General features: G+C 50.6%; 12 protein-coding genes and 1 pseudogene. 8 read left to right on the top strand and 5 right to left on the bottom strand.

Going from position 1 to position 24,022, the window contains the following annotated elements:
- Window positions 1-244: 244 nt before the first annotated feature.
- Together H6G21_RS17080 and H6G21_RS17075 are read right to left on the bottom strand one after the other, a co-directional pair.
- Window positions 245-1,567, bottom strand: coding sequence for a hypothetical protein (locus tag H6G21_RS17080; protein ID WP_199307285.1), 1,323 nt, complete (start codon window positions 1,565-1,567; stop codon window positions 245-247).
- Window positions 1,568-2,270: 703 nt separating this feature from the next.
- The gene (locus H6G21_RS17075) at window positions 2,271-4,535 is read right to left on the bottom strand and encodes a bifunctional (p)ppGpp synthetase/guanosine-3',5'-bis(diphosphate) 3'-pyrophosphohydrolase (protein ID WP_190574642.1); all 2,265 of its coding nucleotides are present in this window, start codon (window positions 4,533-4,535) and stop codon (window positions 2,271-2,273) included.
- A gap of 571 nt (window positions 4,536-5,106) precedes the next feature.
- Here H6G21_RS17075 and patD point away from each other — a divergent pair.
- From patD to H6G21_RS26285, 3 genes and pseudogenes are all read left to right on the top strand, one after another.
- The gene (patD, locus tag H6G21_RS17070) at window positions 5,107-5,577 is read left to right on the top strand and encodes a heterocyst frequency control protein PatD (protein ID WP_190574641.1); all 471 of its coding nucleotides are present in this window, start codon (window positions 5,107-5,109) and stop codon (window positions 5,575-5,577) included.
- A gap of 214 nt (window positions 5,578-5,791) precedes the next feature.
- Entirely contained in the window at window positions 5,792-7,441 is a 1,650-nt protein-coding gene (locus tag H6G21_RS17065; protein WP_190574640.1) for an ABC transporter ATP-binding protein, read from the top strand.
- A 628-nt stretch (window positions 7,442-8,069) separates the two neighbouring features.
- Window positions 8,070-8,615 (top strand): annotated as a pseudogene (locus H6G21_RS26285) (glycoside hydrolase family protein); the annotation flags it as partial.
- Between the two features lie 275 nt (window positions 8,616-8,890).
- Here H6G21_RS26285 and H6G21_RS17055 read toward each other — a convergent pair.
- Window positions 8,891-9,373, bottom strand: a complete 483-nt coding sequence (locus tag H6G21_RS17055; protein ID WP_190574639.1) for a hypothetical protein — start codon at window positions 9,371-9,373, stop codon at window positions 8,891-8,893.
- Window positions 9,374-9,683: 310 nt separating this feature from the next.
- Here H6G21_RS17055 and aroA point away from each other — a divergent pair, with 310 nt between their 5' ends.
- The gene (gene aroA, locus H6G21_RS17050) at window positions 9,684-11,033 is read left to right on the top strand and encodes a 3-phosphoshikimate 1-carboxyvinyltransferase (RefSeq protein ID WP_190574638.1); all 1,350 of its coding nucleotides are present in this window, start codon (window positions 9,684-9,686) and stop codon (window positions 11,031-11,033) included.
- A 156-nt stretch (window positions 11,034-11,189) separates the two neighbouring features.
- Here the strand turns inward: aroA and H6G21_RS17045 are convergent, their stop codons facing one another.
- Window positions 11,190-15,464, bottom strand: a complete 4,275-nt coding sequence (locus H6G21_RS17045) for a response regulator (protein ID WP_190574637.1) — start codon at window positions 15,462-15,464, stop codon at window positions 11,190-11,192.
- 1,107 nt (window positions 15,465-16,571) lie between these two features.
- Between H6G21_RS17045 and H6G21_RS17040 the strand changes: the two genes are divergently transcribed.
- A complete protein-coding gene (locus H6G21_RS17040; protein WP_190574636.1) occupies window positions 16,572-16,970 on the top strand; it encodes a hypothetical protein in 399 nt (132 codons plus the stop codon).
- A gap of 108 nt (window positions 16,971-17,078) precedes the next feature.
- On the opposite strand, the gene glgA is transcribed toward H6G21_RS17040, so the two are convergent.
- Window positions 17,079-18,554, bottom strand: a complete 1,476-nt coding sequence (gene glgA / locus H6G21_RS17035; protein WP_190574635.1) for a glycogen synthase GlgA — start codon at window positions 18,552-18,554, stop codon at window positions 17,079-17,081.
- Between the two features lie 339 nt (window positions 18,555-18,893).
- Here glgA and H6G21_RS17030 point away from each other — a divergent pair, with 339 nt between their 5' ends.
- From H6G21_RS17030 to H6G21_RS17020, 3 genes are all read left to right on the top strand, one after another.
- Entirely contained in the window at window positions 18,894-20,372 is a 1,479-nt protein-coding gene (locus H6G21_RS17030) for a glycosyl hydrolase family 57 (RefSeq protein WP_190574634.1), read from the top strand.
- Window positions 20,373-20,938: 566 nt separating this feature from the next.
- Window positions 20,939-22,753 carry a TolC family protein gene (locus H6G21_RS17025; protein ID WP_190574633.1) on the top strand — a complete coding sequence of 605 codons (1,815 nt, stop codon included), beginning with the start codon at window positions 20,939-20,941 and terminating at the stop codon, window positions 22,751-22,753.
- Window positions 22,754-22,845: 92 nt separating this feature from the next.
- Window positions 22,846-23,973, top strand: a complete 1,128-nt coding sequence (locus H6G21_RS17020) for a M23 family metallopeptidase (protein ID WP_190574632.1) — start codon at window positions 22,846-22,848, stop codon at window positions 23,971-23,973.
- The last annotated feature ends 49 nt before the right edge of the window (window positions 23,974-24,022 follow it).

Below are 24,022 nucleotides of genomic sequence, written 5' to 3'. Positions count from 1 at the left end.
AGAGAGCTACGGAATTCAGTTCACAGACTACATATCTCACAGACTACACGTCGATCTCACTCACACAATTGGGGCACAGTTGATGAGGGGGGCTGTTGAAGGAGATGAGTTGCGACAGTCGATGATTGGGAAATGATTGGGGGCATCGAGGGATGATTGGGGGCATTGAGGTGTTTCTGAGCCATTGACACCAGTTTCAACTCCACTCGATTTTGATTAAACCGACTTTTGATTAAACCAGTGATTAAACCAGTTGATTCACCAAGGCCACATTCATTTTGCCAAAATTTGTACTGAGGGCAATATTGAGATGCTCCAGGGATGCCACCAGCCATTGCACAGATTCCTGGGCATGGGTTTCATAGTGGTTGAAGAGAATCGAAAACCGCTTTTCTAGATAGGGTTTAACTTTCCGACAAATCAGTACGATCTTCAACAACAGGCTAGTTGTAAAAATTGGGCCAATATTGGACAACAAATCCACAAACACAAAATGCTTAGGTCGTTGCGGACTCTCAACAATCAGGAAATTCAGTAACTGACTACAAGTCCGCAGCAATAGAAACTCGTTAAAGGGTTGAGCATTATTTTCCGGCAAAACTTTATTTAGGCAGTCATAGAGTTGATTGTTAAACTGCCGACGACCGTACTCTGGATCCACAGTAAATAGTAGATATTCGTAGAGATCATCCTTAAAGGATTTAAACGATCGCACTTCATTGGTATGGGTGATAAACCGTTGTGCGAGGTCACGATGGGTACAATTACCCTGCACCTTCCCTGCAAATTGTCGTAGGGCTGAACAGACTTCCGGTTCTGTCAGCAAAGTCGGATTTTTGACCGGATAGAGGGTACGACCGACCGTCTCCGATCCAGTGCGGTTAAACAGGTGCGATCGCCGGATTTGATAGGTCACAAATTGGGATAGATCCAGTTCATACTGCCGTTGCATGGTGTCCTGCAAGTCCCGAATCGATTGTTGATCTTCTACGGAACTGGATTCGCTGACCAAGCAATGGGAATAGAGATAGGGATACCGACGAATCAGCTTACCTAGCGGAAGTCGGGTTTGGGCGGGATCGTTATTACTTTCCAGAACGTGCGCCAATCGACGCAAGGTTAAAAAGTGCTCGGTTTCCAGGAAATATCGCATGAATTCCCGCAGCCGTTTGATTGCCTTGGCTCGGCTAAATTCATTCACAGGCCGAGACGGAGAACTTTCAAACAGATGGATGAGGTCGGGAATGGCCAATTGGGTTTGGGGCCGACCTTGCCAACGATTGGTCAGGATATGAATGCAGCGATTCAGAATGAATTGAAATTCTTCAATTTCAATATCTGAGAGGAGGAGTCGATCTAAGTTTTTAAGAACATTGTGATCGGGATAGTTGGTGCCTTCGATAAAAAGCAGCCGCATCCGATCGATCAACTCTTGGGGAGTCTCTGACTGAACTGTCTGAAGTAAATGATTGTAGAGCTGTTGTTCTTCAGCACCGATCGATCGAAAATTATGGTTCACCCAATGATTCACGTCCACTGTGCCCCTGCTGTTATAACCTTCACTCATTGTTCTCCTGAGGTCAATCCCTGGGTCTTGAGCATCTTAAGCCGAGTCCTCAGCCCCAAGTGGTTAGACACATCACATCCCGGAAACTTGGAGATTTTTCTAATTTCGAAGAAAATCAACCAAATTCAGGAGATTATACGTCCTGGGTACTGAGTGTTTTTATACTACCTAAACCACCAAGGAACTCCGTGGAATTCCCCTTCCTTCATAGAATCTAAACACCAATTCGGCGATTTTTATGGCAGACACTTCAAGAAGTGTCATAGGGCGAGGTCGATTCAAAGGACAAACCGTTGGGGGATTAGGTGAGCCTACTGCCGTATATATACGACTCGCTTGAATGACTTTATGCAGGAATCAGACGATGATGCAGGGAAAAAGTTCCGCTACAGAGGAAAACTGAGTGCAACCGCCTGTGATCCAAAGAGCTTTAATTCCAGGAAGGGAATTTCCATCTCATTGCGTATTGTCCTAGAGTCCAAGGGATGCGTTTAGATTCATGCATCAAAACTGGAAACAGAGAACTGACCTTGTTCAATTTATACAACTGCTGACTGGAAATCCCGGAAGATTTTGCAATTCTTGAAATGAAATAGACGTATCAACCAAGACATCCCAGTCAGGCATCCCAGCAAGGCTCCCAAGGACAAGTAACACATCCCAATAACGCACCAATCCCTCATTCAACATTAGTTAAGATTAGTCAAGCGAGTAATGACTCATCTACCTGGGTGACACGGCGCAAATTCAAGACATCCGTCATTTTGCGAATTTGGGTAAAGGTATGTTCCAGTTGTCGATGGTCACATATATCGATGCCGAGATCGATCGTGGCTGTCTGATCCGGATAGGTTTTAACTTGGGCGTTGCGCACATTGATATTGTTGTCCGTCAAACGGGAAAGCAGATCTTTGAGCACTCCCACCCGATCGATCACTTCAATTTGAATTTCCACAGGATAGGTCTGCTGTCGGCCACGATCGTTATTCGTAGGATTCCAACTGACGGGGATCAACCGTTCCCCTTCCACTCGTTCTAAGTTGGGACACCCTTGGCGATGGATGGAAATGCCATGGCCTCGGGTCACTACCCCAATAATCGATTCCCCCGGTACTGGGTGACAGCACTTGGCAATGTGATAGAGCAAGCCCTCAACCCCCGCGATCGGTGATTTCGAGGGCATCGGTGTCGGAGCAGGAGGGGTTTTCGGACTGAAGTTGACCGTGGCCGCCGTCGTCTCCGAGGCTGGAGCGGGGGACTGGGCTTTCACGGCATCCCGAATCCGATTGAGCGCATGGTTCAGCGTCACTTCGCCGTATCCCACTGCTGCTAGGAGATCGTCTACGCTCTGGTAGTTACATCGTTCTGCGGCGGTCTGCATTGGCGGAGACTTGAGCAACGCCTCAAAGCCATTTTTGCCCAGGGATTTCTCCAGCATGTCGCGACCTCGGGCAATATTTTCATCCCGGTGCGATCGCTTGTACCACTGCCGAATCCGGTTACGGGCACTGGGCGTGACAACAAAATTCAACCAGTCCAAACTGGGCCGCGAATTCTTCTGATTGAGAATTTCAACAATATCGCCGTTCTCCAAGCGAGTATCTAAGGTCACCATCCGTCCATTCACCCGCGCCCCGGCACAGTGGTTACCCACTTCGCTGTGAATCCGGTAGGCAAAATCGACGGGTGTCGCCTTGGGACTGAGGGGAATGACTTCGCCTTGGGGCGTAAAGACGTAAATTTCACTGTCGAAAAGATTATCTTTGATCGTATCTAAGTATTCCTGCGCATCCTTGAGATCGCTCTGCCAGTCCAAAAGTTGACGTAACCAGGTGAACTTCTCATCGGTCGTATTCATCTGGGTGCTATTCGAGCCCCCGGATTCCTTGTACTTCCAGTGGGCAGCAATCCCATATTCCGCCACATGGTGCATTTCCATGGTGCGAATTTGCACTTCCAAGGGCCGACCACCTAGACCAATCACCCCCGTATGCAGGGATTGGTAACGATTCGGTTTCGGTAAGCCGATGTAGTCCTTAAATCGTCCGGGAATGGGACGAAACATGTCGTGCACCACCGCCAAGGCTCGGTAACATTCATCCTTGTTTTCCACAATGATGCGAATGGCGGCAATGTCATAAATTTGCTCATATTCTTTCTGTTGCCGTTGCATCTTTTGGTAGATGCCATACAAGTGCTTAGGCCGTCCACTGATGTCTAGCCAGTGAATCCCAAGTTCTTCTAAGCGAGGTTTGAGCGTTTCTTTCACTTGAAACAGTTGCTCTTCCCGAACAGTTCGTCGTTCTGCCACCCGTTGACTAATTTCGCGGTAGGCTTCCGGCTCGAGGTATTTAAACGCAAGATCTTCCAGTTCCCACTTGATGTTGCCAATCCCTAGACGGTTGGCCAAGGGTGCAAAAATATCTCGGGTTTCCTGGGAAATGCGCCGCCGCTTTTCGTCCGCCAGATGCTCCAGGGTTTGCATGTTATGCAGCCGATCGGCCAGTTTGACCACAATTACCCGGATATCCTTGGCCATGGCCAAGAACATGCGCCGAAAATTCTCGGCCTGCCGCTCCTTCTTACTAGAGAAATTGAATTTCGAGAGCTTCGTGACGCCCTCCACCAGCACCCGCACTTCCGGGCCAAACCGCTCTTCAATGTCCTCGCAGGACACCTCCGTATCTTCTACGATATCGTGGAGAAACCCAGCGGCAATCATGCTACTGCTGCCCCCGAGATCCCGCAAAATTCCCGCAACGGCCACCGGATGGGCAATATACGGTTCTCCCGAAACGCGCCGTTGCCCTTCATGGAGCTTGTAAGCGAAGTCAAAGGCTCGACAAATCAAGTCATTGCCCCTCCAGGGATCGGGGTCATTGGGCGTGGCTGCACCATCCAAGAGGCAGGCTCGCAACCAAGGAGGAAGGTTGAGATCGGTAGGAAGGGATCGGATGGGGAGATTCATGCTAGCCGCCCGAATGCACTAGATTTGGATAAAGACTTGGCTGGAATTTTGCTAGGACAGTCTATAGATGCTGGTTGCGGAAGGGTACAGGATGCAGACTACAGTGAAGTTCGACAGTGAAGTTCGACAGTGAAGTTCGAAGTTCTTGAAAGTATCGAATCATCCTAGGGTCAGCGTCAGGAGATTGAAACAAAATTCCGTCAAAAAGGGTGAAAAACGCTCCAGGTGCACCATGTGTTTATAACTATGGACTTATAACCATGGGTTTCTAGATTGTTAACTTAATCTTTACCAACCATTGCCCCATGGGATGCAAAATTGCATCTGGGTGGAGGAATTGGCACTCTTGTGAAATTTTCTTTAAAAAACAAAAGCTCTGTTGTTGAAAAATCCGGGGTTGAGGAAAGTTCTAACAACTTTCGCTGTTGCTAAGCACTTTTAGAAGATATCCCCCCATTCTATCAAGATTCTTGATACACTTCTTCATGTTGTTAGAAAAGCCTGAGGACGATCCCCGCAGCAACTATAAGGTTTTCCCCATTGCACCGCCAGCATTGCACCGCCAACCAGGATGAACCAGGATTCCCCCGTACAGCATCAGATTTATGAGGACTTTCGGGATCAACTAATGCAACTGTTGCAGTCTGTGAGAGAGGGGGCCGATCGGCGTCAGGCTGCTGTAACCCATCCTTCCCACGATCGCGATCGTGTTGCCTCTCCTGCCACCAATCTGACGGTTCCCACGATGACCGAAGGAGTCGCCAATCTCCAGCAAATGTTCCGGCAGCAGATCCTAACAATCCCCTTAGAGGATATCCACCCTGCCCATCGGATTAAGGTGCAATCCTATCAAGCTGAAATTAGTAAAGAACTGCGGCTCGTGGGTTTGGATTGCACGTTTTTGACGGCGGCACGGCAAGCACAGACGCAGGGGCAACGCACCCAGCAGGTCATCGATCGGCTAGAAACCCTGATTCGTTACTGCGATGGAATTTTGCATCAGCTAGGGCAAACCGTTGAGAATCCCCAAGAACGCCCCTAGCACGGTGGCCTTGCTCAAGACACGACACTAAAGACGTGACACTAAAGACGCGAGCACCATCAAACTCAGGGTAAGATTGCTGCAAGATTGTATTGATGACATTATCGTTAGCAGCATCCCTAGCAGCATTGTCCCTAGTGAAGGTGCTACCAGTAAAAGTGCTACCAGTAAAAGTGCACTCATTACCTTGCTCTCCCTTAATCTTCCCTTTCCTATGGTTGAAGCATTGCTCACGATCGATCACCTCAAGATTGCCTACAGTTCTCATGCACCTTGGGTTGTGGATGATGTTTCGCTCGTTCTACAACCGGGGGAACGGTTAGGCTTGGTGGGCGAGTCGGGGTGTGGCAAATCCACGATCGGGCGGGCTATTGTGCGGTTGCTCTCCGATGCGGCGATCGTGGAAGGTCAAATTCAATTTGCAGGTCAAAATCTATACCAACTCTCCGATCGTCAACTGCAACGGTTCCGGGGGGAGGAAATTGCGCTCATTTTCCAGGATCCAATGACGCGATTGAATCCATTGTTGACGATCGGCGAGCATTGCCTAGAAACCCTCCAAGCCCACCGTCCTGAGATTTCCACAAAAGAAGCCAAAGCCCGTGCCCTAGAAGTCTTGCAAGCGGTCAAAATTCCAGCCGAGCGCTGGTCGCAGTATCCCCATGAATTCAGTGGGGGAATGCGGCAACGGGTGGCGATCGCCCTAGCACTGCTGTTGAATCCCAAGTTAATCATCGCCGATGAACCGACAACCAGCTTGGATGTCACGGTTGCAGCCCAAATTTTGCAGGAACTCAAACGTCTCTGCGAAGACCGCAATATGGCGTTAATTCTGATTTCCCATGATTTGGCTCTGGTGGGTGAATATTGCGATCGCATTGCCGTCATGTACGACGGCCACTTGGTCGAGTGGGGAGCCACTCCCGAAGTATTTCAAAATCCGCAGCACGACTACACCAAATCCCTGTTGCAGTCAGCGCTCTACCTCCAAGGCAACCACAATCCTGCTGCTGAGCCTGCTGGATCGACTGAGTCTGCTATATCACCATCCCCCCTATTACGTCTACGGAGCTTAAAACAGTACTACACCCTGGAAGCTAATTTTCTGGCCAAGGTCTTTTCCAAAGCCAACGATCGCACGATTCGCGCAGTGGACGGCATCGATTTGGACCTCTATCCAGGGGAAACCTTGGGGCTAGTGGGTGAGTCGGGGTGCGGCAAATCCACGCTGTCCCGCACAATTTTGCAACTGCTCAAGCCTACTGCGGGACAAGTCGAATTTTTAGGCCAGGATTTGGCTCCCCTGAAGCGTCAGGCTATGCTGCGGCAACGGCGAGATATTCAAATGATTTTCCAAGATCCCCATGCTTGTTTAAATCCTCGGATGACGATCGGGGATAGCATTGCCGATCCCTTGTTGATCCATCAAATGGCTACTCCCCAAACCGCAAAACCCCAAGTAGAAGCCATGCTACAGCGGGTCGGCTTGCATCCTAAGGAATTTTACGATCGCTATCCAGGGGAACTCTCGGGAGGCCAACAGCAGCGGGTGGCGATCGCGCGGGCGTTGATTACCCGACCCAAGCTGGTCATTTGTGATGAACCCGTCAGTATGTTGGATGCCACGGTACGCACCCAAGTGCTGGAACTGATGCAGGAACTCAAGGACGAGTTTGAGTTAACTTACCTATTCATTACCCATGATCTTTGGGTCGCGCGGTTTTTCTGCGATCGGATTGCGGTTATGTATCAAGGAAAAATCGTTGAACTTGACCAAACTTCCGCTGTATTCGATAATCCGCAGCATTCTTACACCCAAACACTACTCGCCGCTGCTCCCATGCTGCAAATGAATTGTGCATAGCTGGAGTTTGCAACAGGTTGCTTGTACAGTTGCCCTGGTGTAGTTAATCTGTGGCGGATTACAGTGGATTACAGTTGTCACAGGTTAAAGTTGTCACAGATTGTATTAGTTTCAGGTTGGATTGGTTGCAAGTTGGATTGCTTTCAAGTTGCATTGCTTGCAAATTGCATTGCTTACAGATTGAATTGCCTTCAGGTCGCATCGAACCCATCGTTCCTTCTGGTTAAACTGGAGTACAATGCCCAAGCACCGTCCCCGAAGTTCCCGACGGCGATCGATGCCTCCGTCATGGATGGTGGCTCAGATCGAGGCTGGAATAACGGCGAAAAACAGGTTGTTGACCATCCTTCAAGGCAAGCTTAAGGGCCAGGTGCGATCGCACGTCCGAAGCCAACCAACTGCTCAAGCCAGCCCAGCTCTGCGGCCATCTCGGCTCAGGCTGGTGCCTACCCTAAATCTGCTGCCACTCCTGCCCGGTAGCCTCTTGCGACGTACTTTACTGTTCAAAGCTGATGTCAGTATGGCCGATGCAACTCCTTCCAAAGACTATACCCTTGGCAAATTTCTCGTCCACTGCACCATCATTCTGTGGTTGATCTTTATTGTGCTCAATCTCCGAGAACAACGGATGCCCTGGGGCGGAACCCTAGGGAAAGGAGCCGAAACACCATTGGTCATGCAAGGGGGCGATCCATATATTCGGGCACTAATGCGGACAATCTCGGCCAGTGAGTCCAATGTGCAGAATCCCTACGCCGTGATTTACGGGGGCGAATATACCCAAGACCTCAGCCGTCATCCCGATCGCTGTGTGCCGATCGCCGTAGGCCCTAACGTTGGGCAATGTACAACAGCGGCTGGACGCTATCAGTTCATCACCACTACTTGGCTGGAACAAGCTGAACGCTACCATCCCCACCCTGGCGGGTTTTGGCTATGGCATCGCTATAGTTTCGAGCCGTTATACCAAGATGCGGTTGTCTACCGTTGGTTAAGTGATGCCACCGCGTGGGGCACCGATTTGTCCAGTTTGTTGCGGCAGGGCAAAATTACCCAAGTCTTAGAAATCCTGTCTCCGACTTGGACGAGTCTCGGCTATGGTATTGAGACCAATTCCATGAGTGCCAGCTTGCCTCAAGTGTATCAACGGGTGCTGCGGGAGGAATTGAGCTTAGCCAGTATGCCCGCCACACCCACGATTCAGATTGGTCAGATTGGCACGATTCAGATTGGCACTCCACAGATGCCTACCAATGCTGATCGATCGACCAGTACTGTTAAAGCGACTGGGCGTTAATTCGCAGTACTGTTAACTCGGTCGATTAACTCGGTCGATCGAACCACTTATCCTTAGGACGAGATAGGCAGGGTGGAATTGGACGTTGAAATAAGACGAGGGAATTGGATGCTGGAATTAGAGATTTACAGCTGGATATTGCAACTCAGCGCTTAGTGCTGGATATCAAGTTGAAGCGTATACCGACCTAGACGGCTGTGGGCTGACCATAGTTCATATTCCAGTGCCAAGGCTGTGGGTAGGGGGTTGCCATCGAGGTGTAAACCCACCGTGAAGTTGCGCAGTTGGAGTTGGTGACTTTGCCCTACATCATCCCCTTGCAACCAGTAGCGACTCAATCCATAGGCGTTCCGTTCCCACAGATGGCGATAGCTCAGCTTGCCATTTCCCTGCATCGTCATGGTGACACGGAGGGGCGACATCTCAATCCAAATCAACCGTAGCTGATCCGCAGAGGGAACCCCAGGATGCTCAATAGGTGCGCAGGGTTCACAGACTTTAGGTTCGGTCAGCAGCAGATGGAAGCGTTGGGCATCCCGCTGGTACAAGGTGCCAACGGTTTCAACGTTAGAGCAAATGGCCAAGTCCGCAGACATGACGGACAGGCAAACAGGGCGACGGAAATGAGTCAACATAAGGGGAACCACACAATTGAGAAGTCACAGGATCAAACAGAGAAAAGTCAGATGCAGCCGTTGGATCGAAAATTCAGATTGTCTAGCTCTGCCTAACTGTGGGTCAGCGCTGAACTGAGATCGAGCTACCGCAATCGAGCTATAGCGATCGAACAACACTGATTGAACTCCACTCAACGAGCAACCGAGGGACTTAGACGTAGGCCCCATGGCTTGGGTCTCAAGAAATCCCTTGCGAATTTTCCATCTACGCTTTCAATTCCTTGATAGGATAGACGATCGCAACTTTCGCCAGTCTATCGAATTCCCTATGGCCACAACCACCGTCATAACAGTGAAACCCGTCAGCCATCATCAGGATCTCGTGATACAGGGTGGCTCAGCCTGCCATGGACTCCACGGGCGGATTAAGATTCCTGGCGATAAGTCCATTTCCCATCGATCGCTCATGTTGGGCGCGCTGGCCGAAGGTGAAACGATTATCCATGGGCTACTGCTGGGGGAAGATCCGCGCAGTACGGCTGAGTGCTTTCGGGCCATGGGAGCCGAGATTTCTGACCTGAATACCCAAGAAGTCCGGGTGAAAGGGATTGGGTTAGGTTGCCTACAGGAGCCCTTGGATGTGCTCAACGCAGGCAATTCAGGTACCACACTAAGACTGATGCTAGGTATTCTGGCATCCCATCCGGGAAAATACTTCACCGTGACGGGTGATTCTTCCCTGCGATCGCGCCCGATGTCTCGGGTCGTGAAGCCGTTGCAAATGATGGGAGCCCAGATCTGGGGTCGTCAAGCGGATTCCTTGGCACCGCTGTCCGTTAAGGGGCAAGTGCTTAAGCCCATCCACTATCAATCCCCGATCGCCTCAGCACAGGTCAAATCCTGCATCTTACTCGCCGGATTGATGGCCGACGGCAAAACGACGGTAACAGAACCGGCGCTCTCCCGCGATCACAGCGAGCGAATGCTGCGAGCCTTTGGGGCTGAAGTTGAAGTCGATCCGGAAACCATTAGCGCCACCGTGACAGGGCAAGCAAGGCTGCAAGGGCAAACCGTGGTGGTTCCAGGCGATATCAGTTCAGCGGCCTTTTGGCTGGTAGCGGGTGCGATTGTACCAGGATCCGATCTAACTGTGGAAAATGTGGGCATTAATCCTACCCGCACAGGAATTTTAGAAGCCCTTCAGTCGATGGGTGCGGACATCACCCTGGAAAACGAGCGGGAAGTGGCGGGTGAGCCGGTTGCTGACCTGCGGGTGCGCCACAGTGCCCTCAAAGCGACGCGCATTGCGGGGGACATCATTCCTCGGTTGATTGATGAAATTCCGGTGCTGGCGGTGGCCGCTGCCTTTGCGGAGGGGACAACGGTGATTCAGGATGCGGAAGAACTGCGGGTGAAGGAGAGCGATCGCATCACGGTGATGGCGAACCAATTGAACGCCATGGGAGCTCGGGTTACAGAATTACCCGATGGCATGGAAATCACAGGCGGGACTCCCCTCACAGGCACTGCTGTGGACAGCTATACCGACCACCGCATTGCCATGAGTTTAGCGATCGCAGCTTTGAATGCGGCTGGAACAACCACGATTCATCGGGCAGAGGCCGCTTCCATTTCCTACCCTGACTTTGTGGCAACCCTAGAACAGATTGTCGGCTAGCCGCAGAACAGTGGGCTAGCCCCAGCTTGGGGATCAGCGGACTGTTTAGGCTTGAGTGGACTGGATAATTTGAAGCAGACTGGATAGGTTGGAGCAGACGATCGGGCGCGGGTCAGCCCGCCTAAATTGGCATAGAGACCTAAACTGGCATGGCACCTAAACTGGTGTAGTAAAGGGACGAAGGCGAAGGTGTAACTCTGCCTCCACCCGATCGTACTCCTGCTGAGCTTGCTGAAGTAGGGGCATAATCGGCATCTGGGCTGGGTCAACATTGCCCTGCCGTCCAAACAGTTCCAGTTCCTTACAGATTTCACTCAAGGGCAAAGCTCCGATCGCGGCACTGATTCCTTTGAGGGTATGGGCTGCGGCTCTGAGCCCATTGGCATCCTGTTGGGCGATCGCCTGCTCCATCTGACGAAGACAGGTGGGTGCATCTTCAAAATAATTGTGAATAATTTCTACAAAGACGCTGGTTCCCTCTTCTCCCAACATGTCAATGAGTTCACTGATGGCTTCCTCATCGATCGCAGGCGGTTGCTGGTTTTGGGCGGGTGATGCTGGGGCTGTAGAGGACGATTCCGGAGAGACCGCCGGAGTAGCTGGGGTCTCAGACGTGAGGGTGAGCGCTGCAAGGCTACGATTATTCAGCATGGCGGAGTCCTCCAACGGGGTCGTGGTTAGTCGGGGTTGGGTATTTTTGAGGGCTTGGACTAGGTTTTTAATGCGCACGGGTTTACTGACATAGTCATCCATCCCAGCATTGAGGCATTTTTCGCGATCGCCCGCCATCGCATTGGCCGTCATCGCAACAATTCGAGGCCGTTGATGGGCGGCATAACGCTTGCAGAGTTCCTGCGTCGCTGTCAAACCATCCATTTCCGGCATTTGTACGTCCATGAAAATGAGATCGTAGGTTTGGCGCTGCACCGCATCCAAAGCTTCTAGGCCGTTGCTCGCAATATCGGCACGGTATCCCAAGCGCTTCAACAGTTGAATAGCTAGTTTTTGATTCACAGCATTATCTTCGACGAGCAAAATCCGTAGGGGATGCTGCTCGGCCAGTTGGCTGTCAATTTGATTGGAGGCGTCGCTACTCGACACGGCCCCAGGCTGAGGTTGACGATCGAAGATTTCCACCAAGGTATCAAACAGTTGCGATCGCTTCGGCGGCTTGGATAAAATGCCTGCAAAATGCTCGCTAGTTTGAGCGGATCCCAATTCACTCCGATCGAGGGAGCTCATCAGGACTAAGGGTAGCTTGGAGCATTGGGGCAACTGATGAATCGTCTGGGCGAGTTCCAAACCATTCATCTGCGGCATTCGCATATCAATAATGGCCAAATCGAAGGGCGTATTTTGCTGGAGACAAGCGAGGGCCGCTTTGCCAGAATCGACGATCTGGGAGACTATGCCCAAGTTATTCAATTGCTGGTGCAAAATTTTGCCGTGGACAGGGTTGTCATCTACCACTAGAACCCGTTTACCATCCATGACATGGGAGGACGGGGGTTGGGGCTGGGGAAACTCCTTGAGGGGCTGGGCAGCGATCGTGAAGTAAAAGGTAGTTCCGCGATCGACTTCACTTTCAACCCAAATATGGCCTCCCATAATCTCAATGAGCTGTTTGCAGATAACTAACCCCAACCCAGTACCGCCGTATTTACGGGTCGTTGACGAATCAACTTGACTAAAGGGTTTAAACAAGCGATCCATGCGTTCGGGGGGAATCCCAATCCCAGAATCCTGAACGGCAAAACAGATCTCTATCTGCTCAGGAGGGGAAACAGGATGCTCCAGGTCTTCTGCGGAACTGGGTGGAACATAGGGGGTCACGGACACCATAACTTCCCCCCGTTCTGTAAATTTAACCGCGTTACTTAACAAATTGACCAACACTTGGCGGAGCCGGGTCACATCCCCCAGGATGCAATGGGGTACCGTTGCTTCGATCTGATGGGCGATCTCCAGTCGTTTTTCCTGCGCCTGGGGCATCACTAAATCAACAGCTTCTTCTAGGCAAAGTTGCAAATCAAAGGGTTGCTCTTCGAGTTCCAACTTACCAGATTCAATTTTGGAAAAATCGAGAATGTCATTAATGACCGTCAGTAGGGTATCCCCTCCATTGCGAATCGTTTCAACAAAATCCGCCTGTTCCGGGGTGAGGGGGGTATCTAGGAGCAAGCCCGTCATCCCGATGACCGCATTCATGGGGGTGCGAATTTCATGGCTCATCGTGGCCAGAAATTCACTTTTGGCGCGGGTGGCTGCGAGGGCTTCATCGCGGGCTTGGGCTAATTCTTGGGCAGCTTTTTGGCGCTCGATTTCACTCCCGATCCATTGCGCCATGAGATGCAGAATTTCCTGTTCGATCGATCGAAAAGGCTGACTCCGATGGGAGAAGCCGTAAAAAGCCAAGGTTCCATAGAGTTGCCCATGCACCCAGATAGGGGTGCCTAGGTAAGACTGAATGTTGAGTTCGCGGTGGCAGGTGCGATGAGGCCACTCGGAACCCGTGACTGAGAGAATGCTGACAGTTTTCTGACGCTGTAAGACTTCCTGGCAGTAGGTTTCTTCTAAGGGGATCGTCACTTGCTTACAGACAGCCCCACTGGAACACCAGGAATATAAAACTTCCACCTGATCATCCACGACCTGAGATAGCATTCCCATGTTCATGCCTAGTTTGAGGCAGCCCATTTTTAGAAGTTCGCGGATCGCGTTCTCAAAGTCCCGATCGGACTGGGAAATAATTTGATACAGCTCGCGCATGGCCGCTTCACTTTCCCGAAGCTCCTGCTCCATCCGTTCCCGTTCCTGGAGTTCAGCTTGGGTTTGCTGATAGAGCTGAGACTGTTGCAGCGCAATCCCAATTTGGGTTGTTAACTGTTGCAGCAGGTCAATTTCCAAATCTTCCCAGTGGTGCGGAGCCTGACAATGGTGGGCAATGAGTAAGCCCCAAAGTTGATCACCTTGCAAAATGGGTACGCTGGCGATCGCCTGTACATTTAATGCGCTCAGCCAGTTCACATAATCCATTGAGAGATTGGATTGGTAAATATTGGCGTGGGTTTCGGTAACTTGATCTTGAAAGATAATCGTTTGCTGTAGTTGCAGTGAATGATCAGCAGTGAAATGTGCTTGAGGTAACAACCAATCGGGATCACTAGATTCAACCAGAATGCCGCCGCTCAAATGCTCGGCAAAGCAGTAGAAAAGAACCCGATCGACATTCAGAAACTTCCGTACTTCGGCAGCGGCGGTTGTGAGAATTTGCTGCACATCAAAGGAACGCGAAATTTCTAAGGTAATGCGCCGCAGAACCCGCTCCTTATCAATCTGCTGGCATAAATCAGCTTCTGCAAGCTTCCGTTGGGTGATGTTACTGACTGATCCTTCATAGTAAAGAATCTGACCATCCTCATTCCGTACCGCTCGCATATTCTCCGAAATCCAGAGAATGTTGCCAAAGCGATCGTAAACTTGGCACTCATGACCAATTACGGAGCCATTCGCATTGACTTGATTGAGTAATTCTTGGCGCAGACCGGGCTTGAGATAAATTTCTGTCTCAATATCGTTAACGTTAGTAATTAATTCCTCGGGAGATTCATACCGATACAGTTTTGCTAAAGCCGGATTAACGCTGAGATATCGTCCTTCGATCGTCGATTGATAAATTCCTTCCGATGCGTTTTCAAAAATGCTGCGATACTTTTCTTCGGCACTGCGCAACGCCAATTCTGCATCATAGCGGCGGCGTTCATTGCGATAGGCCGCGATGATACCACTACAAGTTGCCAAAAATGGTTTAAATTCTTCCAGAATCTCTGGTTGATAGCCATTGGGACGATTAGCAAGCCCAATCATCCCGACAAGAACCCCTTCGTTGTAGAGGGGAATGCCTAGAAATGCATTGAGGGGAGGATGTCCCTTGGGTAGGCCACCGCGCCGTGGATCGGTGCTGGGTTCGTTGGAAATGAGGGGCTTGCCCGTCACCAACACTGTCCCAAATAGGGTGTTGAGGTTCCGGAACTCCATCCCTTTGGGCTCATACTCGTCATAGAGTTGGCGGGTGGCCTCGTCCCAGGCAATATTCGTAATGGAATGGGTCTTCAAATAAGGACAGCCCCGAATTTTCATGTGGGCTTCGGGGAAATAGGGTTCCTGGGTAGAACTGTAAAGAACCTCTCCAATAAATCCATAGGCGCTATTGGTGAGGATCAGCAGGTTCTCCAGCAAACCGTTAAAGAGGGCTTTTGGCGCTTCCGCATTGATAAACTGGGATTGCGCCGCCATGATGGCCTGAAGTAAATCATTCGGATCATACCGTCGTGCCGTGTCCTGAGGATTTGCTACGGGGGGGATGGGAGGATGGGCAATGACATCTTGGGAGAAGAGTGAGTGGGGATGGGCGATCGGCAAGTCTTCCACGGGAACCTCGGGACAATTTACTCCAAGCTGAACAAAAAATAGTCTCCAATCCTATTGGCCATTGAGACGGGTGCTACCCACTGATAGACACCCCCTAGTTAAAGAATGCCCTCCCAATCGCAAAAGTCATGATGGTTATAGATAGTTTTTTTGTGCAATTCCGATGGTTGAACACTCAGAAAAACTAATTCTTTTTTATCCGGATCACACCGAAAATTAATGAAAAGTATAATTTTAATTGCGTATCTTTAGGCGTTTCAAGTACAGTATTTTTAAATACAAAAATCACAGGACAACCTTTAACACTCCCTAGCAAACTTTGTATTGAATACATGCCAAGCATTTCTTGGTTAAGTATTTCGCAGTTAAGCATTGCCTGATTAAGCGTTACCGGATAAGCGTTCTCAATGTGCTGAAGAGCAAGGACATTTCATCTTTTGTGGGTTGTGATGAACCCTTATTTTATTGTAACGCAATTCATTAAGGAATCAAAAGAATCCCCCGATACCAGAACCGACAAATATTCCGCCATTAGCAATGGGGAAGGGACTCGAAGAGAGGCAAAAGGAGATGTAAGTTGATTGTGATTTTGAATCGATCATGTTAAACCCCCAAGTATTCAACTGAGATAAGCATATGGGAAGATGTAGAATTCAGCTACTTTGCACGAGTCAAATTACTGAATCTTCCAGCTTGTCCAACCTTAGAGTAGACACATTAGCCCGACTGCACCGGCTGCAAATTGCAAAAATCTCAAAAAGCCTTCTAGTCAATAATTTCAACATCTTGTAAAACATCGATTGAATATTGAATAGAAGCACATTAAAGAAAGGATTAAATATTTAAATTAATCTATTTGATTCAAATTAGTAGTTGTCAATTTTTAGATTTAAATAACGCAAAATTAAACGCTTATAAAACATAAAAAACACAATAAATCAATCAAGGAGAGAATTGATTATCAACTATTAGTGACTATAAGTGAAGTTTGAATGCGATTGCTTTATTCATCTCAACCAACCCATAGAGACCCTTTCCCCATTTTCCGCCCAGCTTTATGCGATACTAAACTTAACAATTGTTTAATTAACCTTCAACCCATTACCCATGAGCCAGTACGATCGTCTAATTATGATGGCAGAGGATGAGCTGACTCAGTACAGCACCGACGCCCGCAAACTGGAGAAACTCCGCCGCAAAGTTGGCATTTCTACCACTTTGGCCGATCGCCAACAGGTCAAGGAGCAACTCAACCAAGAGTTACCTACGGATCCGATTGGGAAACTGGTGATGAACCAACGGCAAACCGTTGCGCTACCGTTTTGGGGCATTGCGGGGTTGGGGCTGCTGTTTGGCATTTCCTTTATGCAACCGGTGGATTTGCTGGCTACGATCGCGGGGGGGGGACTGGCGATCGCGATCCAACGCTGGGGCTGGAAACTCCAGGCCAAACGGCTGATTTGGCAAACCCTCGATGACCTTGAAAACCCTAAGCCGGACGCCTAAGCCCGTGGGGGACAATAGCAGTGTAAAAAAAACTCTCCCAAGCTTAGCGATGGGAGAGTTTGAAATGAATCCTTCTTATTCTGTTAGTCTCAATTAGGCGCGAAGATATTAGGCACGAATGTGCTCATACACACTCATGTATTGTTCGCCAGGGAGATTCCAGGAATTATCACACTCCATCCCCTGAATTGCTAACTTGCGGAATAGATCCGGATTGTTGTACCACAGGTCAAAGGAACGCCCCATTGCCGATTCCAAGGCATGGGGGTCGGTTTGATAGAACACAAACCCGTTACGTTCTTCCGGTGTGCGTTCTTGGTCATAATCCCAGTCGAACACCGTATTCACCAAACCGCCCACACCCCGCACGATCGGCACCACACCATACTTCAGTCCGATCACCTGGGTGAGCCCACAGGGTTCATAGTTACTGGGGACTACAATCATATCCGCCCCGGCATAGATCAGGTGGGATAGTTCCTCGTTAAACCCAAGCTCTAAATGACAATCGGAATTGTCATTCAAGTAGTATTTCTCATGCTGGAAGTAGGCATTAATTCCCGGTTCCGTCGCCGAACCGAGCAGCACAAACTGTCCACCGCGATGCAGTGTGTAGTAGATCGCATGGTGGACTAAATGCACACCCTTTTGATCATCCAAGCGCCCAATGTAAGCCACGATCGGTTTATCATGATCGTCACTCAACATTAGGCGATCGCGCAGGGCTTGTTTATTTTTCTGCTTCTCCGCAAAGGTGGTTGAGGAGTAGTGATGGGGCAAGTAGCGATCGACTTCCGGATTCCAAACATCGTAGTCAATGCCATTCAAAATTCCGCCAAACTTGCCTTGGTGAAGTTCCAACGTGTGACCTAAGCCATAGCTAATCCCCGAGAATCTTGCTTCCCAAGCATGGTGTGGCGAAACCGTATTCACATAGTTGGAATAAACAATTCCACCCTTCATGTAATTAATGGCGAAGGGATTGAAATTATCCCGTAGCTTATCGTATTGGAAATAGTAATCTTCGCGGTTTAATCCTGTTGCATGTAATACATCCGCGCCAGCGATTCCCTGGTGCTTAAAGTTATGAATGGTGTAGCAAATCCGCTGCCTATCCATGCCGTGGTATGCATACATTTCATACAGCATCACTGGAATCAATCCCGTTTGCCAATCGTGGCAATGGATAATATCAGGCCGTTTATTTGCTACCAGTAAGAATTCCAGCGCCGCCTTACTAAAGAAGGCAAACCGCATGTGATCATCGGTAGAACCGTAGTAAATACCCCGATCGAAGAAGTTTTGGTCAGAATGGGGCCGAATGAAGAAGCAAAGACGCCCATGCACCCAGCCACAAAAAACTGAGCAGTGTACTTGACCATTATCCCAAGGCACCCACAGATCTCGATAGGCTTCGTGCAACCCCCAGATGTGGTCGTACCGCATGCAGTCGTACATCGGCAGAATAATTTCCACACAGTGTCCCCGATTTTCCAACTCTCGGCTGAGGCCGTAAATCACATCACCCAAGCCACCAGCTTTGATTACCGGAGCGCACTCAGAGGCAATCTGCACGATATACATCCAACACACCTCTTCTTTTAATAAATGTCAATTTTTACGAACCCATTGAAACAGAATACCCTATTACATTTCGTAGTGTGGCAAACGAAATTAAGGAAAAAATATCAGATAAGTATCTCTGATACGAAACATAGATTTTTGTAGGGTAATCGGAATCTTGAGCAATCACCGCTACGCTGGGAACTATTGACCAGTGCCCATCCTATGGATTGGGTGATGGGTTTTACTGTCGGAATTCTGATGATTTCGGCAAAATTCGATAGGTTAATTTAACTTCCTGGAAATCGGGATCTTCTACGATCGAACAGGCCACACAAGCACCCACAGAAAGGAGCTTTCATGATTGCTGTTGCCACCTCTCCGCTAGAGGAAATTCGGGCAGGGCTGCCGAGCATTTGCGGCCTGGAGTCGGAAATCAGTGCCGTTACCAATCATTCCGATCCCGTCTTCCTCCCCGTTTCCAATTTGCGTTTGGAAGAGATTCATTCCGGCTTTGCCTGCGCTCTCCATATGCATCAGCCGACGATTCCCGCTGGCGCGAATGGGGAACTGATTTGTAATTTGCAACACATGTTTGAACACCAAGGCGAAGGCGACAACCACAACGCCAGTGTCTTTGCTTGGTGCTATTCCCGCATGGGAGATTTTATTCCTGAACTCGTCGATAGCGGCTGTAACCCTCGCATTATGCTGGATTATTCCGGTAATTTGCTCTGGGGCTTGCGTCAGATGGGGCGAGATGACATTCTCGACAAGCTGAAAACGATTACTTGCAACGCGAAATATTGGCCCCATGTCGAGTGGCTGGGCACTATGTGGAGCCATGCAGTCGTGCCGTCCACGCCCATCCCCGATATCAAACTGCACATCCAAGCTTGGCAACACCACTTTGCTGCGATGTTCGGCTTTGATGCGCTGAGACGGGTGAAAGGCTTTTCACCTCCCGAAATGCATCTGCCCAACCACCCCGATACCTTGTATGAGTACATCAAGGCATTGAAGGACTGCGGTTATAAGTGGTTGCTGGTACAGGAACATTCGATCGAAAATCTTGACGGATCCGGCGTCCCTCAGGATCAAAAGTACCTTCCGAACCAACTGGTCGCCCGCAACTCCCACGGTGAAACGGTCAGCATTACTGCATTGATCAAAACCCAGGGATCCGACACCAAACTGGTGGCCCAAATGCAGCCCTACCACGAAGCTAAGGGCCGGGGTAGACAGCGGATTGGTTCGATCGAAGTGCCGTCCCTGGTCTCGCAGATTGCCGATGGCGAGAACGGCGGCGTCATGATGAATGAGTTCCCCCGCGATTTCCAACCCGTTTGGCATAACATTCGCGATGCCGGTAGCCGCACCGTTGGATTTAATGGCACGGAATATTTGGAACTCATCGAAGCAGCAGGCGTCAGCCCCGACGACTATCCCAAGGTGCAAGCCGTCCAGCAGCATAAAATCTGGCAGCGGGTGGATCCGGCTACGGCAACCCCCGAGAAAGTGGAACAGGCGATCGCAACCCTAAAGCAGGAAGATCACCGATTCAGCATGGATGGAGCCTCCTGGACCAATGATTTGAGTTGGGTGCGGGGCTATGACAACGTCCTGGAGCCGATGAATCAACTCAGTGCGAAGTTCCACGCCAAGTTCGATCGGCCGGTGGCAGAAAATCCTAGCTTCACCCAAAATCCCACTTACCAGGCCGCACTACTTTATGTATTGCTGACGGAAACCAGTTGCTTCCGCTATTGGGGCCAAGGGGCTTGGACAGACTACGCGCGGGAACTGTACCGCCGAGGTGTTGCCCTGATCGAGTCGTAATGAATTGAGCGAGACTCTGGATCCTTTACTCTCTTTAAACTAGAGATTGTATAGATGAAGGGGGATTGGATTAAATTCCCTACAAACCGTAGAACTGGCCTGTCATAGAACTGTCTCCAGGAAACTGTCCACAGAGATTCGGTTCACCATGACGCCAGTTCTTTTGCTTGGGTTACTGCTTGGAGCTGACCGGCGATCGCTGGAGTGGTGAGATAGGATAAGGAGACGAACTTTGGTCCCTGGCAATTTGCACCGGCAATTTGCATCGACAACTTTTTACAGCAGCCATTCACAGAAGCAGTTTACATAGGTGATTTACATAGGTGATTCAGCCTCCGATTGAGAAGGGTGTAGAAGCACTTGAGAGGGATGACAACGGGAAAACTGGACAATAGCTATTGCGTGATCTAGTGATTGCGCGATCGTTATAGGGTCGGGCACCGATCGCCCCCATCCTACGAAGATTTTTGCCGATCCTCCGTTTCAAGCGCTATCCTGCTTAAGGTTGTGTTTGCTGCAATCTATCCGCTATTTGCTGTTGACGCTTTGGGTTTAACCAGGTTCGTATGAAGACATTGCATCTTTTCTTTCTTGCAGGGGTCGGTGCATTAATCACCGTAGGTCATGCAGGTTCCAGTTCTGCCCAGTCGGTCGCGCCGCAAAAGCCTTTGAGCCAGCCATCATTTGAGCTACAGTCACCTCATTTAGGGAAACTCCTGGCTGCGGTAAATGCCCCCGAGGAATTTTCTCCCCAAACCATGCCGCTGCCCAGTTCTCTCCAGCAAACCCAACCGGCAAGTTCCCCTAACCCTGCCCCCAACAATTCCAATCTCGTCCCGGCAACCCCATCCAAGTCGTCTGTCCCCAAATCCAGCACCCCCTTACCCCCCAGCCAGGATCAACCCACCCAGGCCCAACCAAACCTGTCAACGCCATCCGTTAAACCGGCTACACCGGGTATGCTTCAGGAACGGAAATCCTTGCTCACTGAAGACCAGCGGAAGGCTCCTGCACCAGAATTGCTGAATCCCCACGCCAACCCGTTGCTGTTTCCCACCAAGACCGAGGAAGTCAAACTAGCGGGTGCCCAACCGATTACGCTGAACCAAGCGCTGGAATTAGCAGAACGGAATAATCGGGACATTCAAGTCAGCAAATTGGAGTTGGAACGCAGCAAAGCAGTCCTGCGTCAGGCGCAAGCCAGCCTCTTTCCCACGCTGGAGCTACAAGGAACTTTTACCCGATCGGAAAATGCCAGCACTGAAATCTCCCTACGCTCCCAGCGGATTGCCTTCGATCGCTTAGATCCCTTTCAAAAAGCCTTTCAGCAAGCACCACCAGAAGGGGATGATCAGCCCATTACCAGCCTCAATACCCAAATTCAACTGAACTACGATATCTATACCTCCGGGCGGCGACCGGCCCAAATTCGCGCCGCGGAAAAACAGGTACGCACTGCTGAACTGGCGCTGGAACAGGCCCAGGAAAAAATCCAGTTTGATGTGGCCAGTGCCTATTACGACCTACAGGATGCGGAAGAACAGGTACGGATTAACCGAGCTGCCGTGGAAAATGCCCAACAAAGTTTGAGCGATAGTGAAAAACTGCTGCGGGCGGGATTGGGTACCAGCTTTGATGTGTTGCGATCGCAGGTGCAACTGGCCAATAACCAACAACAATTAACTAACTCCCAAGCCAACTGGACAATTCGCCGCCGCCAACTAGCACAGTTACTCAGCCTGCCGGAATTTGCTGAAATTCTCGCCGCCGATCCGGTTGAGAAAGCCGGGGAATGGAAACTATCCCTCGAAGAGAGCATTATTACTGCCTACAAAAACCGGGCAGAAATGGAAACCCAACTGGTACAACGAGAGATCAGCGAAGCCCAACGCAAAGCGGCACTGGCGACCCTGGGGCCAACCCTGAGTGTGCAAGCCGACTATAATCTCCTGAAGATTTTTGAGCAGCCGGTACCCGGTTTTTCCGATGGTTATAGCCTGTCTGCCGTCGCGCGTTGGTCGCTCTTTGATGGGGGCAGTGCCCGCGCCCAAGCCAAGCAACAGGAAATTAATAAGCAAATCGCGGAAACTCGCTTTGCCCAAACCCGTAATGTGGTTCGCTTTGAAGTTGAGCAAGCCTACGCCAGCCTACAAGCCAACGCAGCCAGTATCGAAACCACGACCCTGGCTGTCACACAAGCAGAACGGGCGCTGTATCTGGCCAGAATTCGTTTCCGGGAAGGGGTGGGAACCCAGACTGATGTGATCAATGCCCAGACCGATCTGACCCGCGCCCAGGGCAACCGCCTCAGCGCCATCATTGGCTACAACCGATCGCTAGCGCAATTACGACGAGCGATCAGCAATATCGCCCGGGAATAATAGCTCGGAAATAATCGCTCGGAAATCAGAGTTCAGTGATCCGGCTCCAGACTGCTAGTTTTTTGACTCCCATTGCCTAACCCTTTCTAGCCATGACTTCCAAGCCTCAGATTCAGTTACATCAACTTCTCCCCTTGGGCAAATTGTCCTATCGCCGATTATCCTATCGTCGATCGATCGGGCTCAGTCTCGGTTGCTTGCTCAGTTTCGTGCCTTTGACTGCGATCGCCCTCGCCCAAACCAGTGTCCTAGCTCAAACCAGTGACCTAGACAGTGCTGGCGCAGTCACCAGTCCCGCTCCGACTGGTGCAGAACCAACAGAAGCAAGCTTAGGTAGCACCAGTGTGCCCGATGCGGATCCGGTTATCCAGATCGAGGCCATGCCCCAGGAGGCTGCCCCCCCAACCCGTGAGGGCGCAGGGGATGCACCGCTGCAAGTAGAATCGGCGGATGTGTTCATCGATCGCACGGATTATAGCCTCGGAGCCACCCAACGAGAAGCGCCCGTCGCTGAGGGGAAACCCTCCTCCAGTACTACGATCGCGGCGGGGTCTAGCCCGAGTGCGGCTCCCGTGCGCGTCGGGTCTCTCAATTTCTCGGCCAGTGGCCCCAGTTGGACGCCAGCCACTGTCAATCCCAATGCGATCGCCAGTGCACCTAGTTATTTCAGCAAAAAGCTGATCCGTCCCTTTGGTCGCATGGGCAATGGCAATCTGAAATTGATGTTCCCCTTGGCGATCCCAGCTCCGATTACCTCGCTGTTTGGTTGGCGCATCCACCCGATTACCGGGGATCAACGGATGCATACTGGCACGGACATCGGTGCACCCATGGGAACACCTGTGTTAGCCGCGTTAGCGGGGCGGGTCTTGCTAGCCGATTTCCTGGGAGGCTATGGCTTGACGATCGCCCTGGAACATAGCGACGGCACCCAACAAACACTCTACGCCCACCTATCGGAAATTTTCGTCAAGCCGGGGGAACTGATCCAGCAGGGTTCCGCGATCGGTCGGGTGGGCAGCACCGGGAATTCCACCGGCCCCCACTTGCACTTTGAATTGCGGCAACTGACCGACGAAGGTTGGGTCGCCCTGGATGCCGGACTCCAGTTAGAAACCGCCATGGCCGATCTGGTGAAATCCCTGCAAGTTGCGAAAAATCCAGCCAACCCTCAAGCCAATTCCCCAGGAACGCCTCAAGGCACTCAACCCCGATCGTAATTTTCCCTGCCGGATTTTGTTTCCTGGTGGGCACCCTTAGGGGTGGGAT

The sequence above is a fragment of the Alkalinema sp. FACHB-956 genome (assembly GCF_014697025.1).
Lineage (GTDB): Bacteria > Cyanobacteriota > Cyanobacteriia > Leptolyngbyales > Leptolyngbyaceae > Alkalinema.
This window is presented reverse-complemented; position numbering and strand designations above follow the sequence as displayed.